Here is a 14,345-nt window from a genome sequence, read left to right on the forward strand (position 1 = left end):
CTGGGTCGTAATGCGATGGATATCCGAAAAACAGTAGAGCAACTGGCGGCTTTAGATATTCGCGTTCATTGTCTCGCACTCGGAGGCGTTGACTTGACCAGTCCGGCCGGAAAAATGACTATGCAGGTAATTTCTGCTGTAGCGGAGTTTGAGCGGGATTTGCTGCTTGAGCGAACGTATTCAGGTATTGCGAGGGCAAAAGCGGCTGGAAAACGCTTCGGTCGCCCCCCCATCCTGAGCGAGGAACAAAAGCAAACAGTGACAGAGCGCCTAAATGCTGGCATCAGTATCAGTGCTATTGCCCGGGAATTTAATACCACCCGCCAGACTATCCTTCGGGTAAAGGCTGGATTGCTGCAAGAGTGAGCGGCTGGGAAGATTATAAAAAAATCAAATGGTTATTATGAAATAAAACAGCCTGCTGGGTTCTTTTCCCCCTATTTTTTATAAAAGAGTAGACAAAAGAGGTTCGCGACACTAATCTACCAACTAGATGATTGGTGCTGGTTACACCAGCTATACCTTTTATCAAGAAATTACAGGAGCCATTATGTCTACTACCGTTAAACCTTCTGCAGACGCAGCTGCGATCCACAATACCCGTGAAGCAGTTCGCAGCCAGCCTGGCCTGGGTAACCTGACTTTCCAGATGAAAGCCCGTTCCAGCGGCGGATTAACCGTTCGCACAGAGACCGGCGCCACAATCCAGAACGGCGTTATCGATACCAGCCGTGTGGGGAAATTTTCTAATATCGGTGATGAACCCGCAGGTTTACTCGGCACCGATACCGGCATGAGCCCGACTGAATACATCATGCAGGCGCTGGCTGGCTGTTATACCGCCACCCTTACCATGATGGCTGCTGAAAAAGGGATCGACCTGGACGGTATCGAGCTGGATCTTAATTTCGATATCAACCTCAACGGCTTCCTTGGGCTGGACAGCAACGTGCGTAAAGGTGCGAAATCTATTCGCGTCGATGTTCACCTTACGAGCAAGACCGCCAGTCGCGAGGAGTTAGAAGCGCTGGTCAGCGAAATGCAAAAGAATTCGCCAATCCACGATACTCTGGCTAATCCGGTTGAAATGATTACACGCCTGGCGTGATGTCAGAGATGTAATGCTGCCATTCAGAATGCAGGATGGCAGTGACGTTCAGCTCTGCACGATACTGAGTCAGTGATACAACTTGCTACGGAAAAATAGCAACAATATAATCTATCAACTAGTAGATTATATGGAGTAATTATGACAACCATGACACGGGAACGGCTGCTCAGCGAAGCAGAACACCTGATGCGCGAAAAAGGGTATTCAGTATTCAGCTATGCTGATTTATCAAAAATAGTGGGTATCACCAAGGCCAGTATTCATCACCATTTCCCGACCAAAGATATTCTGGGTGAGCAGGTGGTAATACAGGCGTTCTCTGATACACAACGCGTATTTGAGCAGATAGAGGCGACTGAGAAAAGCGCGGAGAGAAGAATTGCGGCTTACATCGATATCTTCGCGCAAAGCCATAAAGCTTCGCTACTGCCACTGTGTTGTGCGTTGTCAGCAGAGACCGCCAATCTGCCTCAGGCAATTACTGTACAGACATCACTTTATTTCGATATGCAAATCGAGTGGCTCACAAAAGTCGTCAGGGCGGGCATGGAGTCAGGTGAGTTTTCATCCCATGCCGAACCATCAGATATTGCTTTGATGATCATTAATGTCTGTGAAGGCTCAAGCGTAGTGGCGCATGCAACGGCCAGACCCGAAGTCTTCGCCAACAGCCTTAAGTATATAAAACTGCTTCTTAATACCCCTCATTCAGGAGAATGACACTATGCTGGACTGGAACAACTATCGCTCAGAGTTAATGCAACGTTTAGGCGAGTTGGGCAAACTGACCCCCGAGACCATGAAAGGCGTGGTTGCCCTGGGCAACGCAGGTAACAAAACTGACCTTTTGGGCGCAAAAGTGCGTGAACTCATTGCCCTGGCGTGCGCAGTCACAACCCGCTGCGACGGCTGTATTGCTTTTCACGCCGACGCCGCTGTGAAAGCCGGTGCAACCGACGCTGAAATTGCTGAAGCGCTGGGCGTGGCGATTAACCTCAACGCTGGCGCGGCGGTCATTCATTCAGCCCGCACTCTGGATGCCGTCGGTCAGGCACGCGGTTAAGCATTAATAAATTCCACGTTAAAAGGGCATTACTGCCCTTTTTTTATGTCCGCAATAGCCTGAGCATATACCGATGCAGGTTTCACACCCGGTATGCGTTTAACTAATTGCCCTTCATGAAATATCAGCACAGACGGCAGCCCCCAGATCTCGTATTTGGTTGTCAGCACCGGCGCCTGATCTACATTGACTTTCCCCACCTGAATATCTCTATCGAGCCGGTCTGCAAACTGACTGAACATTTCTTCGCTGGCCTGACAGGGCGGACACCAGGGTGCAGAGAAACGTACCACCGATATTCCTTTGTACTGCTCTATCTGGCGGAAATTATCTTCGTTATAAGCTGTTAATGTACGCATGGTGATGACCTCGCAAAATGAGTGACAATTCAGGAATGGCTGCGTTATGACAAAAAAATACGACACACCCATTGACCTACCTACTAGATGGTTGGCATATTGCCACCCATCAGATGTTTATGCAACTCCAGTGCGCGACGTCCAGTCGATGATACTGCCGGGCTGTGCAAATCCCTGCCGGGATACTCCTTTTTGTTTTTTGTGAGGTATACGATGAGTAAGCTTTTCACCCCCTACAATCTGTCTGGCCTGGCGTTAAAAAACCGTGTAGTCATGGCACCGATGACCCGCACCCGCACCATGAATGACGTGCCGGATGAGGTCGTGGCTTTGTACTATGCACAGCGTGCTTCTGCTGGCCTGCTCATCACCGAAGGGATGCCGGTTTCAGAAGAAGGCCGGGGTTACCTTTATACCCCTGGTATCTACAACGACGAACACGTCCAGGGCTGGCGTAAAGTGACACAAGCGGTTCACGCCAAAGGTGGCCGTATTTTCGCGCAGCTCTGGCACGTCGGCCGTATGTCTCACGTCTCTCTTCAGCCAGGCCACATAGCGCCGGTTTCAGCGGGCACCGTTCAGGCGGTCAATACCACCGTTTTTGCGCTGACCGAATCCGGAGAACCGGGCCCGGTTGTACCAAGCCAGCCACGCGCGCTGGAAACGCATGAAGTTAAACGCATCACTGCAGACTTCGTGCACTCCGCACGCCTGGCGATGGAAGCCGGCTTTGACGGCGTGGAAATCATGGCGGCAAACGGATTCATCTTTGACCAGTTCCTCAGTAGCGAACTGAACACCCGCACCGACGAATACGGCGGCTCGGTGGAAAATCGTCAGCGTTTCCTGCTGGAGACCATTGACGCCGTGGCGGAAGCCGTGGGTAACAGCCACGTTGCCGTGCGCCTGTCACCGTTCGGCCGCATTTATGACCTCGCGCCGTATGAAGGTGAAGAGCAAACCTGGTCAGCCATCACCGACGCGCTCGGTCAGCGGGAACTGGCCTACGTACACCTTTACTATCAGCCGGTGTACACCAAAGCGCCACTTCCGGAAGGCTTCCGCCGCCGTTTTCGCAACACGTTTAAAGGCACCATCATCGCTGCCGGCGGTTTTACCCGTGATATCGCAGAGCAGGCTCTGGAAGATGATGAGCTGGATCTGGTGGCATTTGGTGTGCCCTACATCGCTAACCCGGATCTGGTTGAAAGAATGCAAAACGGCTGGCCACTGGCAGAAAGTGACCGCGCCACCTACTACGGCGTCAGTGGTTCCCCGGAAAAAGGCTATACCGATTACCCGGTCTGGCAGGCGCAATAAATCCCATACGGTCGCGGTTCTCTGATAAGTGAGAACCGACCGCCCAACGTCTTTGAGGAATCATTATGCAAACGCTGAAACCCACCCTTACCATCGATATCTGGTCAGATTTGGTCTGCCCGTGGTGCTGGATTGCTAAAAAAAGATTTGAACAGGGTCTGAATCGCTTTGAATTTCGCGACCAGGTGGTGATCCGCCATCACAGCTACCGTCTGGCCGGTGGTACTCCCGCGATGCCTTTTAAGGATGCCATCGTTAAAAAGCTGGGCAGTCAGCATTCAGCGGAGCTGATGATGAATCAGGTGGGCACCGCCGGTAAATCTGAAGGTCTGATCTACAACTTCGACGGCATGATGTTTGGTGATACAGAAGATGCACACACCCTGCTGGTTGCCGCGCGTAAGGCCGGAATTGCGGACACGGTGGAAGAACGTTTTTATCATGGCAGTATCACCGAAGGTCGCTCTCTCTTTGACCGTCAGCAGCTCGTTGCCATGGCCGTAGAAGCCGGTATGCCGAAAGCTGACGCTGAAGCCGCCCTGGAAAATGACGATTTTCGCGCCACCGTTTCCGACGATGAAGCCCACGCACAGTCTATTGGCCTCAGCGGCGTTCCGGTTTTTGTGATGAACGAAAAATATGCCATCAGCGGGGCTCAGGCAGCAGATAACTTTTTGAATGCCCTGCGTCAGGTCTGGGATGAACAGCAAACCGAATTTTCAGCCACTGCGGGTCAGACCTGCGGAACGGATGGCTGCAGTATTTAATCCGTCAACCGCCGGCAGTTTCACGCTGCCGGCAACGTCTTACCCACCAGTAATGGAGTCAGAAAATGAACACTTTTTTCAAAGGTAAAAAACTGCTCGTCGTCGGCGGTACCAGCGGCATGGGCCTGGCCGTGGCACGCATGGTACTGGAAGCGGGCGGCAGTGTCGTGCTGACCGGGAATAAAAAAGACAAAGCCGAAGCGGTGCAAAAAGAACTGAGCCCTCTGGGACCGGTTGCGGTCATCGCGGCGAACCTGATGACCGAAGAAGGTATGGAAACTATCCGTCAGGAAATTAATGCTCACCATCACGATATCAGCCTGATGGTGAATGCCGCCGGTATCTTCATGCCCAAAGGATTTACCGAGCACAGCTTTGCCGATTATGACATGTATCTTTCGCTGAACCGAGCCACGTTCTTTATTACACAGGATGTCGTGAAGAACATGCTCGCCGCGAAGCTCGAAGGGTCTATCGTCAACGTCGGTTCGATTGGTGCTCAGGCTGCACTGGGTGACTCGCCGGCCTCGGCCTATTCAATGGCAAAAGCGGGTCTGCATGCCCTGACGCGTAATCTGGCGATTGAGCTGGCCAGCGCGGGTATTCGTGTCAACGCGGTGTCTCCCGGGATTGTTCATACGCCGATATACGAAGGCTTCATGGACAAAGCGGATATCGCAGATGCTATGAAGTCGCTGAACGATTTCCACCCGCTGGGACGCGTCGGAACTGCCGAAGATGTGGCAAACACTATTCTCTTCCTGTTGTCTGACAAAACCTCATGGGTGACGGGCGCTATCTGGGATGTCGATGCGGGCATCATGGCGGTCAGACGATAACCCCGTGACGCTGGCATAAGCCGCCCCTTAAGGGCGGCATTTTTTTGTCGCCAGACATGTCATCAGCAGGCTTCACTAAGAATATTCACGACCTGTTCATCCGTGCCTTTTGTGTTCCCGGCACAGGGTGTTATGCCGGGTTCTGACGACATCCTGACAGGACAAAACGGCCAGAGAGAAAGGGGTTATACACGATGAGGAGCCGGTATCCGCAGTACCTGTGAAATTCTTTTCATCCCTGCTGTCAGCATACTCCGTGGGCAGGCCAGATTTAACCGGATATATCCGTCCCCATTGTCGACAAACAGCAAGCCCCCTTCAAGAAGGACCCCTGACTCCCGGGCAAAATACAGCGATAAATCCTCACCTGCGGTGTCGGGCAGGTAGCGGCTAATATCTATCCAGGCCAGATATGTCCCTTCGGGGATCGAGAACCTGGTTTCGGGTAAATAGCTTTTGAGATAGTCGTGCAGGTACTGGAAATTGCCGTCAATATATTCCCTCAGATGGACAAGCCAGTCATCACATTCACTCCACGCCGCTTTGTTTGCTGCCAGGCTCAGTGGAGAGATGAACTCGTCGTGTCTGAGACGCCACTCGCTTCTGACACCGGGATCCGGAATAATGATATTTGCCAACAAATTCCCGGCCAGATTGAATGTTTTACTCGAGGACATGCAGGTAATAATGCGTGTAGAATCAGGGAAAAGAGAGGCGGCCGGTGTATGACCGATACCGCTTCGGGACAGGTCGCAGTGAATTTCGTCAGATATCACCCAGATGTCATTGGCCAGGCAAATTTCAATAATCCGCTTAAGTTCATCAGGCCGCCAGACTCGTCCGGTCGGGTTATGCGGATTACACAGGAAAAGAATTTTCACACGTAAATCGGCCTGACTGGCTTTGCGTGCAAAGTCTTCCCAGTCAGGTTCCCAGCCGCCTGCTGATTTTTTTAACGCCGAGTACACCACGCGACGCTGACTGTATTCACCCGCCTTTTTAAACGGGCCATATGAAGGCGTCATAATAAGAATACTGTCATCCATGTCGGTCAGAAGCGGGACGAGACGGTTCAGCGCGGGAATAATGCCCGGAGACAGCACAATGTCTTCCGTTTTGAAACGGTGACCATATTGTCGCTCACACCAGCTGCCAAAGATCTCATAGTATTCTTCGTCGTAGATTTTAGTGTAGCCGAGTATTTTTCTATCCAGACGGTCTCTGATGGCCTGAAGAATCGGCTCTGGTGTGGCAAAAGCCATGTCAGCAACCCAGAGGTTGATTAGCTGTAACGGCTCGCAATCGAAATCCCCCGGGCTCGCAATCAGCGCAATTTTCGGCTCAGATTAAGTGACAATGAAAATCCTCCCGGGCTCACATTAAGTGACAATGAGCTCGCGTTTATCTTTTTCGGCTCGCATTCCATTTCCTTCGGCTCACAATAACTGCAAATGAAATTCGTCATATCGGGAGCCCCACCGCCAGCATCCTGTCCCGCAGTTCTGCTGTTCGAGCAGGGTCGAGCTGATGGTTGAACATGGCCCTGATTTCTGCCGGTTTGGCATCAAACTGCTCCACCATGTCTTTCAGTCGATAACCATGACGCGTTAATGTCGGCTCCAAATCGTCAAGCTGGCGGGAAAGTACCGATTCAACCAGGGCGGCGGTTATCGGCTTTTCTCCCGTCTGATAACCGGCCTCCAGGGCCAGCGTCAGATGTAGTTGAACCTGAAGTGGGGTACGTAGTTTCATCGCCAGCAGGTCGAGGGCGTCGGCGGTCAGAATGTCTTCCGGCTTGCCTTTCCCCATACTGGTTTTCAGTAGCCACTGAATATATTCCCGTTGGCTACCGGTGATCCCATCCAGCGTAAAGATATCCGTGCGATAACCGATCTCCTCCATAGTCGGGCGTCGCAGGTCATTGCGCAGTTTGGGGTGACCGGCCAGAACAACCGACAGCCGGCCGCCACCGTCCTCCACAACTTCCATCAGCCTTTTGAGTCCGATCAGTGTATGCCCGTTCAGGTCATGCGCTTCATCAACAAACAATGCCACTGGCCGCTTTCCTTTTTTGACCAGTTCCTGTAACTCACGCTCGCGTCGTTCGCCCTGTTTGGGGATCTGAACCTGTTTATCCTGCGTCAAATCGTAAAAGAGCGCGTTGATGAGCGTGGCCAGTTTAATATTGTGCTTTTCAATCGACAGGGAGCGAGCTACGGTAATTTTATTTTCCTCCCTGAGACGCTGCTGCAAACGCCGCAGAGTGACTGTCTTGCCGCTGCCAACCACACCACAAACGGCAATTAACCGGCCTTCGTGGATAGCACCGCGGATATCCTTGATAAGCTGCTTATGGTGAGCCGTCTCATAGTAACCGGCCTGATCGATTGGTTGCGCCAGTCCATAATGTTCCATTACCTCAACCCGCATGATCCTCTCCTGATTGGGTGTTGCGGAAATACTCCCTGACCCGGGCAAATACCTCACTGCGGATCAGCGTGTCTGTCAGTACTTGGTCGATAAACGCCTTGTCTTCATCCGATAATTTCGCCAGCGGTGTGGCCAGATCAGCCGCAATAGCCAGCTTCGCTGCCACCGGGGTAGGAAAACAGTATTCAAACGCTGTGGACTCGAAGGGTTGATGTGGCAACACCCGCGTGCTCTGAACGCTATCGGCCACCAGTTTGAGGTCACAACCGGACAGGGCGCTGATAGGTAAGTTCAGTTGCCGAGCCAATGACTGGATACGGTCTGCCCGCACCGCTGCTTTTCCGCGTTTGAATGCCCGATAGCGGTGCAGAGGTATCGGGCCGGAAACAGGAAAATAAGGCCCCCACTTTTCACCGTCAAACTCCACGAACATTTCGTCATCAAAGAGGCCCCACAGCAGGATAACAGTTTCACCCGCCATGTCGGGTTCGACTTCGTAAGCTGTCCCGTCAATCGTTATGCGGGCATCGATACCCACCTTGCGAGACTCCGGCTCCCGGGCAAAGCGACAGTACTGTTCCCAGGTGCACATGTCCTGCACTCCCTTTGGTGGCAAATGCATCAGCCAATCTTCCTCACGGGAATGCTTTTCGCTGCGATGTCGTTGTGCGTTATAGCGTATCAGGTAGTTCCAGAGCCATTCATTCGCCTGCTGTTCAGTCTCCGGCTTATGAAAATGATACAGCGTTTCGTGGGCTTCTTTGACGGAACGGAACGGGCGCTCAACCTTGCCTTTTGACCGGGCTGTGGTGCGGGTGCCATCCTTGCCTGCCGGCATATGTGTCTGCCAGTCAATCTGCAGCGCCTGCATCACATTCTGGAAGACATGGCTTTTCGCCACCGGGCCATTATCGAGGTACAGCATTTTCGGTCGCCCCTGGAGAGACATCTCCGGATGACTTTTAGGCGCCATGGCATTAAACAGAAAACGCAAGGCAGACTCCGCATCTTCGCCATACACACAGCGGTATTCCTGGTAATTAACCCCGCTGCGATCGTCCACCACGCTGAATAACATCAGGGTAGGTTGTCCACGGGCCGGATCAATCCACTCAGGACATTCGATATATTTGAGATCAGAGGGCGACATATCGAACTGCCAGCAGTCATTACTGCACTCAGCCTGGAACCGCGCTGCCGGTGGCTCCCGTAACAGACGTGAGTGATCGAGTCGGAACAGGGACAAATAGCGGTTAACCGTTGGCCTGCGCAACAACCCCTTTGGAAGTTTAACCAGCCCCTGAGTCGTTTCCACACCATGTTCTTCGAGCAACTGAATGGCACGCGTCGTGGACAGATGACGACCGGCTTTATTGGTGGTACGTAATTTCAATGCAGCGATCAGTTCACAATAATATTCGAGTTCGGACGGCGGCAGTATCCGGGGTTTCCCGTGATCACGCCGGTGTGCAATGTGAGGTTTCTGGAAGGCACGGAGTGTACGATAGACGGTGGTGACGGAAATGCAATAGAGTAGCGCCATCGCGGTGATCTGGGCCGCGCGTTCCGGACTTTTTGGTGGCAGACGGTCAAGCCGTTGTCGCAGTTGCAACAAAGAATCGGTTGGAATGGCCTTACGCCGGCTGCTCATCGCGGTCCAGCACACGATAGACCGAGGCTCGACCGATCCCCAGTTGGCGAGAAATCGCCGTTGCGCCCATTTTCTCTTCAACGTACAACCGACGGACCTCAACAGGATCGATGCGCGGTTTGCGCCCCTGATAAACCCCGCGGGCTTTTGCGGCAGCGATACCTTCCAACTGGCGTTCACGGCGCAGGTTGGTTTCAAACTCAGCGAAGACACCCAGCATATCCAGAAACGCCTTACCTGCTGCGGTGCGCGTATCCACAGGTTGTTCTGTTGCCTTGAGGGTAATGCCCTGCTGATTCAGGGCATACACGATATCCTGCAAATCTTTAATGCTACGGGCCAGGCGATCGACTCGCGTGACAATCAGCGTGTCTCCCTTACGCAGAAAATCCAGCAACAGTTGCAGCTCAGTTCGTCCATCGCGGCTGGTCCCGCTCGCTTTTTCTGAACGGATGATTTCGCAGCCAGCGGCGCGAAGCGTCTGTATTTGCAAATCCAGATCCTGGTCGTTGGTTGAAACCCGGGCATAACCGTAAAAAGCCATTGTTATGAAAAATGTCTCGTTAGACTCTAGATGAGGAAAACGTAACATGCAGATGAGACAAAAACAATCCAAATGAGACAGAAAAACTGTCTCACCAAACTGTATGCTTTGGGTGCACCCATAAAATACGATTTTACTCCATGAGATTTGCTGACTGAATTGCAGTACGCCAGACGACCCCATATGGGTAAATGGATATTCCAGTTTATCTATTTTGACAGAGTCTTAAGGTCCGATAGCCTTAATTGCGAGCGTATCCGGTGATCATTGCGCCAGTCACACAGAGAGCGTCATGATCTGTTTGCGAAAATAACTCCAGTAACCCGTGTTTTACCCCACTACCTGTATTGGGCTGAACCAATAAATTGCTCGAATTTTTCGCACCAGATTTGCACAGTGGTGTATTCATCAATATTGACACCATTTGGCAGGTTCTTTTTGAAGTTGCCGTAGTTTTTCAAATCACCTATATATAATGATTCTTCTTTTATTTTTAAAAATGAATTACGATCATCAGCCTGGGTTTTGGTCAGATAGATCTTGTAATCCGGACCTGGAGCAATGCTACCTTCAAATGCGATTTCTTGATCGGAGACATACAGCTTTCCATCAACCCAGTGAACAGCATTACTCCCTTTTTGGTTTTTAAAAAATGCCCCCGTGTAGCGGGCATTATTTTTAACTTCCTTAATTTCATCAGCACTGGAGTTTTTCTCAGCGGTGAGGATAGGCAGTACATAGATACCGACACCGAAACCCACGCCAAATAAAGCCAGGTGCGAAGCAAAAAACAGCGCTTTAATGTTTGTTTTCATAATATTTTCCTTTGCGTATGTAAAAAGCCATAAGGGTTCTGTAGCCACACATCCCTTATGTAACAGATTAACTTGTCAAATTTATGTTGCAGCTAAGCGCCTGCATTGTCGTATAGCGTTGCAGTGGCATATCCATGGGCATTGGTATTTAAATAAGTGATGCGGAAATAATCGGCGCCTGATTTTTCTGCTTTTGCTGCAAGCTTGCTAGTCAACTCATCAATCGTGCCACCTGAAACACTGATGCTCCCAAGGCGAAGCAATTCGCACTGGTGAGAATTGTTGATTTCGGTTGATGCCTGTGTCAGCACGGGCAGGATGCTCAGACTCAATATTGCAGCAATAATGAACTTTCTCATACGCCTATCCCGTTCGTATTTTGTAGTGATCAATAAAAAATATAAGGTAAATATTTCAGTGATGCAATTGTTTTTTAGCGATAACTATAAAACATGATACTATGAACATAATGATTAAGTTAAAAGATAAGGCTATCTCCATGATTGAAAAGAAAAAAACTGGCAGGCCAAAACTCATCTCATCAGATAAGCTGGCGGAGGCGTTATTTCAGGTTTTTGCGCAAAAGGGATATGCCTCAACCTCGATAGCAGACCTGACCCATGTAACCGGAATGAAACCTCCATCGCTGTATCTGGCCTTCGGTAACAAAGAGGGGATGTATGCGGCGGCGCTTATGTATTACCGCCAGCACTGGTTGGGGGGGCTGGAACAGTGTCTGCAGGATCAAACACAAACTTTCGAACAACGGATGCGTCATTTTCTTCATGACGCCTTTACGTTGTTCAGTTGTGACGGTAAACCGTTGGGGTGCGCCATGACCTTTTCCGCACTGGCTTTCCAGATTGATGAAGGAGGCCTTGCCGCACAATTACGCGATGAAAGGCAGGCATTTACCCAGTGGCTGGAAAACGAAGCGCGAGAGGCGCAGCAATGTGGAGAGCTGCCTGCTTACCTTGCTCCTGAAGCGTTTGCCTGTTTTATTATCACACTGGAAAAAGGGTTGGCGTTGACGGCGCTGGAGCGTCCGAAATCTGAGGTGGTGAAAGAGATGATTGAAAGGGTCTTGACAGCCCTGTTTCGCCAGCATAAGAAGCAATAAATTATCTACTGGTGACGCAATGGGAGAATTTTCATTTGCATTTATTGTGAGCCCGAGGCAATGAATGGCGAGCCGGAAAAGATAAACGCGAGCTCATTATCACTTAATGTGAGCCTGTGAGGATTTTCATTGTCACTTAATCTGAGCCGAAAATTGCGCTGATTGCGAGCCCGAAGGATTTCGATTGCGAGCCGTTACAATTAGCCCTTCTGCCGGATACCGCATTGCAAATTCGGACTGTCCCGAAAACAGGTATTCCCGCCAGCCGTCCACGGTGAGACTGTCTGTTTTCTCTCTGCTTACGTACTCATCAAAATCATATTTCATTTCATAAACCTGCCTTAGGTGTAGTCAGAAACGTCGACCTCAGTATTACTGTCAGTCTGATGCCGGAGCGGGAAAACTGGCTCGTGTGATTAACATAAGAGAATCATCACAACTGCATGAATTAATTGCGTTATTAAGGTTCTCTCGCCTTTGTCATCGACTGACGGGGGGATTTCTCGCGTGTCACCATCACAATGCCAGTCAGCACCGCCAGGGCAGAAAATATCGTTCTGACCGTCAGTGATTCATCCAGGAATACCACACCCCCTAGCATTGCCAGACAGGGAACGCTGAGCTGAAGGGTACTGGCGGTGATAGAGCCGAGAGAGGGTAAAAGGGTATACCACAATACATATGCACCGGCTGAGGCGGCGGCACCGGACAGCAATGACAAAGCAATGCCCGCAGCATCATAGTGACCCTGCTTCATAAACAGCAACGAAAGAGCGAGAGCCATCGGCGTGGCGAGTACAAAATTTGCCGCCGTTGAAGCCCCGGCCGCCTGGCCCGCCCTCCCCCTGACGGAATAGGCGGCCCAGGCTAATCCGGCAACGATCATCATAAGTGCACTGTAAAGCGGCGGTGCCTTCGCCCCGGGTAACAGCAGGGCAGCAATTCCTGCCAGAGCAATAACTAAACCGCAAGCCCGCATAACGGAGAGTGATTCCCCTTTAAATAATCCGTGGATCACCATCGCAAACTGTACGGCACCAAAAAGTAACAGCGCACCTGCCCCGGTATCGAGATGGATATAGGCGACAGAGAAGAGCACTGCGTACACCATGAGGTAAAATCCGCTCAGCGGACGCCACAGCGATAATGTAGTTTTTGCGTGATAAAACAAGAAAGGTGACAGGACGAGTGCACCACTGGCCAGCCTGAGGCTGCTGAATGAAAGGGGATCAATGTGGCCTCCCTGCAGGGCCAGACGGCACAGAATAGAGTTTGCAGCAAACGCCAGCATTGCCAGGGATATTTTAAGAATGAGCGCGCAATTGGCCATTCAGTGAGACCTCATAAAATTCTTGTAAACTACCATCTAGTTGGTAGCATAGCGTAAGTGATCACCGAACAGGAAGCAATAATCAGCTTTCAAACTGGAAGGTGAGGACAGGCATTCGGAATGAATTCTGTTTCACATCCCCAGTAGAGGAAGGAAAACGCGTAATGCCAGATGCAGAGCAGAAGATTATTTTTCCCTGCGATCAAACATATGAAATCAGTTTAAGACCTGGAATATCCTATGAAAAAACTAAAATTTACGTTCAAAAATGCGGCTGGTGAAGAACTGGCCGGATTGCTTGAACTTCCTGAAAATCCTAAAGCGTTTGCGCTGTTAGCTCATTGTTTTACGTGTGGCAAAGACCTCAAAGGCGCGGCGCGTATTGCGCGGAAACTGACAGAGAATGCTATCGCCGTTCTCCGGTTTGATTTTACTGGTCTGGGAAACAGCGAAGGGGATTTTTCCAACACCAACTTCTCATCCAATATTTCGGACCTGCTTTGCGCGGTAGATTATCTCCGCCGACAGTACGAAGCGCCTTCTTTGCTCATCGGCCATAGCCTGGGGGGATCGGCCATTCTGTCTATTGCCGGCGAAGTTCCTGAGGCAAAGGCCGTTGTCACCATAGGATCACCCGGAGAACTGACACACGTAAAACGTCTTTTTAAGGATGATGTTGAAAACATTAACCAGCATGGAGCCTATCCCGTTGAGCTGGCCGGGCGGGTATTTACCTTAAAGAAACAGATGCTGGACAATATTCAGGAACACAAAATCGCTCATAAGGTGTTCGCCATGAACAAGCCTCTGCTTATTTTTCATGCGACTGAAGATGATACTGTGTTAATTGAGCAGGCCGAAAAAATATTCAAAGCAGCAAAGCATCCCAAGAGTTTCATTTCGTTGGGTAAGGCGGATCACCTTCTGACTCATGCTCAGGATGCTGAATACGTTGCCGATATCATTATATCGTGGAGCGAATGTTACCTATAAACA

At 50.7% G+C, this 14,345-nt stretch carries 17 protein-coding genes; 9 read left to right on the plus strand and 8 right to left on the minus strand.

Annotated elements, in window-relative coordinates; all coding sequences use genetic code 11:
• The 4 genes from ACQG19_RS24920 to ACQG19_RS24935 all read left to right on the plus strand — a co-directional run.
• Positions 1 to 366 (plus strand): recombinase family protein (locus ACQG19_RS24920; protein ID WP_166697282.1); only part of this gene is annotated, 366 nt, incomplete at its 5' end.
• A gap of 184 nt (positions 367 to 550) precedes the next feature.
• The gene (locus ACQG19_RS24925; RefSeq protein WP_000108589.1) at positions 551 to 1,108 is read left to right on the plus strand and encodes an OsmC family protein; all 558 of its coding nucleotides are present in this window, start codon (positions 551 to 553) and stop codon (positions 1,106 to 1,108) included.
• A 141-nt stretch (positions 1,109 to 1,249) separates the two neighbouring features.
• On the plus strand, positions 1,250 to 1,831 hold the full coding sequence (locus tag ACQG19_RS24930; protein ID WP_020277920.1) for a TetR/AcrR family transcriptional regulator: 582 nt from the start codon (positions 1,250 to 1,252) through the stop codon (positions 1,829 to 1,831).
• Between the two features lie 4 nt (positions 1,832 to 1,835).
• Positions 1,836 to 2,174: a carboxymuconolactone decarboxylase family protein gene (locus tag ACQG19_RS24935; RefSeq protein ID WP_020277919.1), complete on the plus strand. Its 339-nt coding sequence runs from the start codon at positions 1,836 to 1,838 to the stop codon at positions 2,172 to 2,174.
• Between the two features lie 29 nt (positions 2,175 to 2,203).
• Here the strand turns inward: ACQG19_RS24935 and ACQG19_RS24940 are convergent, their stop codons facing one another.
• Complete coding sequence (locus ACQG19_RS24940) at positions 2,204 to 2,533, minus strand: thioredoxin family protein (protein WP_002431133.1); 330 nt, start codon at positions 2,531 to 2,533, stop codon at positions 2,204 to 2,206.
• Positions 2,534 to 2,746: 213 nt separating this feature from the next.
• Here ACQG19_RS24940 and ACQG19_RS24945 point away from each other — a divergent pair, with 213 nt between their 5' ends.
• The 3 genes from ACQG19_RS24945 (at position 2,747) to ACQG19_RS24955 (ending at position 5,459) form a co-directional block, all read left to right on the plus strand.
• On the plus strand, positions 2,747 to 3,853 hold the full coding sequence (locus ACQG19_RS24945; protein ID WP_006687059.1) for an alkene reductase: 1,107 nt from the start codon (positions 2,747 to 2,749) through the stop codon (positions 3,851 to 3,853).
• A gap of 65 nt (positions 3,854 to 3,918) precedes the next feature.
• Complete coding sequence (locus ACQG19_RS24950) at positions 3,919 to 4,620, plus strand: DsbA family oxidoreductase (RefSeq protein WP_020277918.1); 702 nt, start codon at positions 3,919 to 3,921, stop codon at positions 4,618 to 4,620.
• A 65-nt stretch (positions 4,621 to 4,685) separates the two neighbouring features.
• Entirely contained in the window at positions 4,686 to 5,459 is a 774-nt protein-coding gene (locus ACQG19_RS24955) for an SDR family NAD(P)-dependent oxidoreductase (RefSeq protein ID WP_020277917.1), read from the plus strand.
• Positions 5,460 to 5,644: 185 nt separating this feature from the next.
• Here the strand turns inward: ACQG19_RS24955 and ACQG19_RS24960 are convergent, their stop codons facing one another.
• The 6 genes from ACQG19_RS24960 to ACQG19_RS24985 form a co-directional block, all read right to left on the minus strand.
• Positions 5,645 to 6,721, minus strand: coding sequence for a MalY/PatB family protein (locus tag ACQG19_RS24960; RefSeq protein WP_020277916.1), 1,077 nt, complete (start codon positions 6,719 to 6,721; stop codon positions 5,645 to 5,647).
• Between the two features lie 199 nt (positions 6,722 to 6,920).
• Complete coding sequence (locus ACQG19_RS24965) at positions 6,921 to 7,946, minus strand: ExeA family protein (protein WP_370375586.1); 1,026 nt, start codon at positions 7,944 to 7,946, stop codon at positions 6,921 to 6,923.
• Complete coding sequence (locus tag ACQG19_RS24970; protein ID WP_033488203.1) at positions 7,879 to 9,540, minus strand: IS481 family transposase; 1,662 nt, start codon at positions 9,538 to 9,540, stop codon at positions 7,879 to 7,881. The genes ACQG19_RS24965 and ACQG19_RS24970 overlap by 68 nt, the downstream gene beginning before the upstream one ends.
• Positions 9,524 to 10,084: a recombinase family protein gene (locus ACQG19_RS24975; RefSeq protein WP_021242984.1), complete on the minus strand. Its 561-nt coding sequence runs from the start codon at positions 10,082 to 10,084 to the stop codon at positions 9,524 to 9,526. The genes ACQG19_RS24970 and ACQG19_RS24975 overlap by 17 nt, the downstream gene beginning before the upstream one ends.
• Positions 10,085 to 10,422: 338 nt before the next feature.
• Positions 10,423 to 10,899 (minus strand): DM13 domain-containing protein, encoded by a 477-nt coding sequence (locus ACQG19_RS24980; protein ID WP_001567386.1) that lies wholly within the window; start codon positions 10,897 to 10,899, stop codon positions 10,423 to 10,425.
• Positions 10,900 to 10,991: 92 nt separating this feature from the next.
• Positions 10,992 to 11,258 (minus strand): DUF1471 domain-containing protein, encoded by a 267-nt coding sequence (locus tag ACQG19_RS24985; RefSeq protein WP_001567387.1) that lies wholly within the window; start codon positions 11,256 to 11,258, stop codon positions 10,992 to 10,994.
• A gap of 140 nt (positions 11,259 to 11,398) precedes the next feature.
• On the opposite strand from ACQG19_RS24985, the gene ACQG19_RS24990 reads away from it, so the two are divergent.
• A complete protein-coding gene (locus tag ACQG19_RS24990; protein ID WP_001567388.1) occupies positions 11,399 to 12,019 on the plus strand; it encodes a TetR/AcrR family transcriptional regulator in 621 nt (206 codons plus the stop codon).
• 460 nt (positions 12,020 to 12,479) lie between these two features.
• Here ACQG19_RS24990 and ACQG19_RS24995 read toward each other — a convergent pair whose 3' ends face one another.
• Positions 12,480 to 13,349: a DMT family transporter gene (locus tag ACQG19_RS24995; protein ID WP_001567390.1), complete on the minus strand. Its 870-nt coding sequence runs from the start codon at positions 13,347 to 13,349 to the stop codon at positions 12,480 to 12,482.
• A gap of 240 nt (positions 13,350 to 13,589) precedes the next feature.
• Here ACQG19_RS24995 and ACQG19_RS25000 point away from each other — a divergent pair, with 240 nt between their 5' ends.
• Positions 13,590 to 14,342: an alpha/beta hydrolase family protein gene (locus tag ACQG19_RS25000; protein WP_004729622.1), complete on the plus strand. Its 753-nt coding sequence runs from the start codon at positions 13,590 to 13,592 to the stop codon at positions 14,340 to 14,342.
• Positions 14,343 to 14,345 lie beyond the last annotated feature (3 nt).

This window comes from Enterobacter cloacae complex sp. 277I4, assembly GCF_050031465.1.
In the GTDB taxonomy this organism is placed as follows: Bacteria; Pseudomonadota; Gammaproteobacteria; order Enterobacterales; family Enterobacteriaceae; genus Enterobacter; species Enterobacter cloacae.

Bases quoted from the DNA above. Each gene is read 5' to 3' on its own strand.
- ACQG19_RS24990 (WP_001567388.1), top strand. From the start codon at position 11,399: ATGATTGAAAAGAAAAAAACTGGCAGGCCAAAACTCATCTCATCAGAT.
- ACQG19_RS25000 (WP_004729622.1), top strand. From the start codon at position 13,590: ATGAAAAAACTAAAATTTACGTTCAAAAATGCGGCTGGTGAAGAACTG.
- ACQG19_RS24980 (WP_001567386.1), bottom strand. From the start codon at position 10,899: ATGAAAACAAACATTAAAGCGCTGTTTTTTGCTTCGCACCTGGCTTTA.
- ACQG19_RS24925 (WP_000108589.1), top strand. From the start codon at position 551: ATGTCTACTACCGTTAAACCTTCTGCAGACGCAGCTGCGATCCACAAT.
- ACQG19_RS24985 (WP_001567387.1), bottom strand. From the start codon at position 11,258: ATGAGAAAGTTCATTATTGCTGCAATATTGAGTCTGAGCATCCTGCCC.
- ACQG19_RS24940 (WP_002431133.1), bottom strand. From the start codon at position 2,533: ATGCGTACATTAACAGCTTATAACGAAGATAATTTCCGCCAGATAGAG.
- ACQG19_RS24995 (WP_001567390.1), bottom strand. From the start codon at position 13,349: ATGGCCAATTGCGCGCTCATTCTTAAAATATCCCTGGCAATGCTGGCG.
- ACQG19_RS24975 (WP_021242984.1), bottom strand. From the start codon at position 10,084: ATGGCTTTTTACGGTTATGCCCGGGTTTCAACCAACGACCAGGATCTG.
- ACQG19_RS24950 (WP_020277918.1), top strand. From the start codon at position 3,919: ATGCAAACGCTGAAACCCACCCTTACCATCGATATCTGGTCAGATTTG.
- ACQG19_RS24930 (WP_020277920.1), top strand. From the start codon at position 1,250: ATGACAACCATGACACGGGAACGGCTGCTCAGCGAAGCAGAACACCTG.
- ACQG19_RS24955 (WP_020277917.1), top strand. From the start codon at position 4,686: ATGAACACTTTTTTCAAAGGTAAAAAACTGCTCGTCGTCGGCGGTACC.
- ACQG19_RS24945 (WP_006687059.1), top strand. From the start codon at position 2,747: ATGAGTAAGCTTTTCACCCCCTACAATCTGTCTGGCCTGGCGTTAAAA.
- ACQG19_RS24960 (WP_020277916.1), bottom strand. From the start codon at position 6,721: ATGGCTTTTGCCACACCAGAGCCGATTCTTCAGGCCATCAGAGACCGT.
- ACQG19_RS24970 (WP_033488203.1), bottom strand. From the start codon at position 9,540: ATGAGCAGCCGGCGTAAGGCCATTCCAACCGATTCTTTGTTGCAACTG.
- ACQG19_RS24935 (WP_020277919.1), top strand. From the start codon at position 1,836: ATGCTGGACTGGAACAACTATCGCTCAGAGTTAATGCAACGTTTAGGC.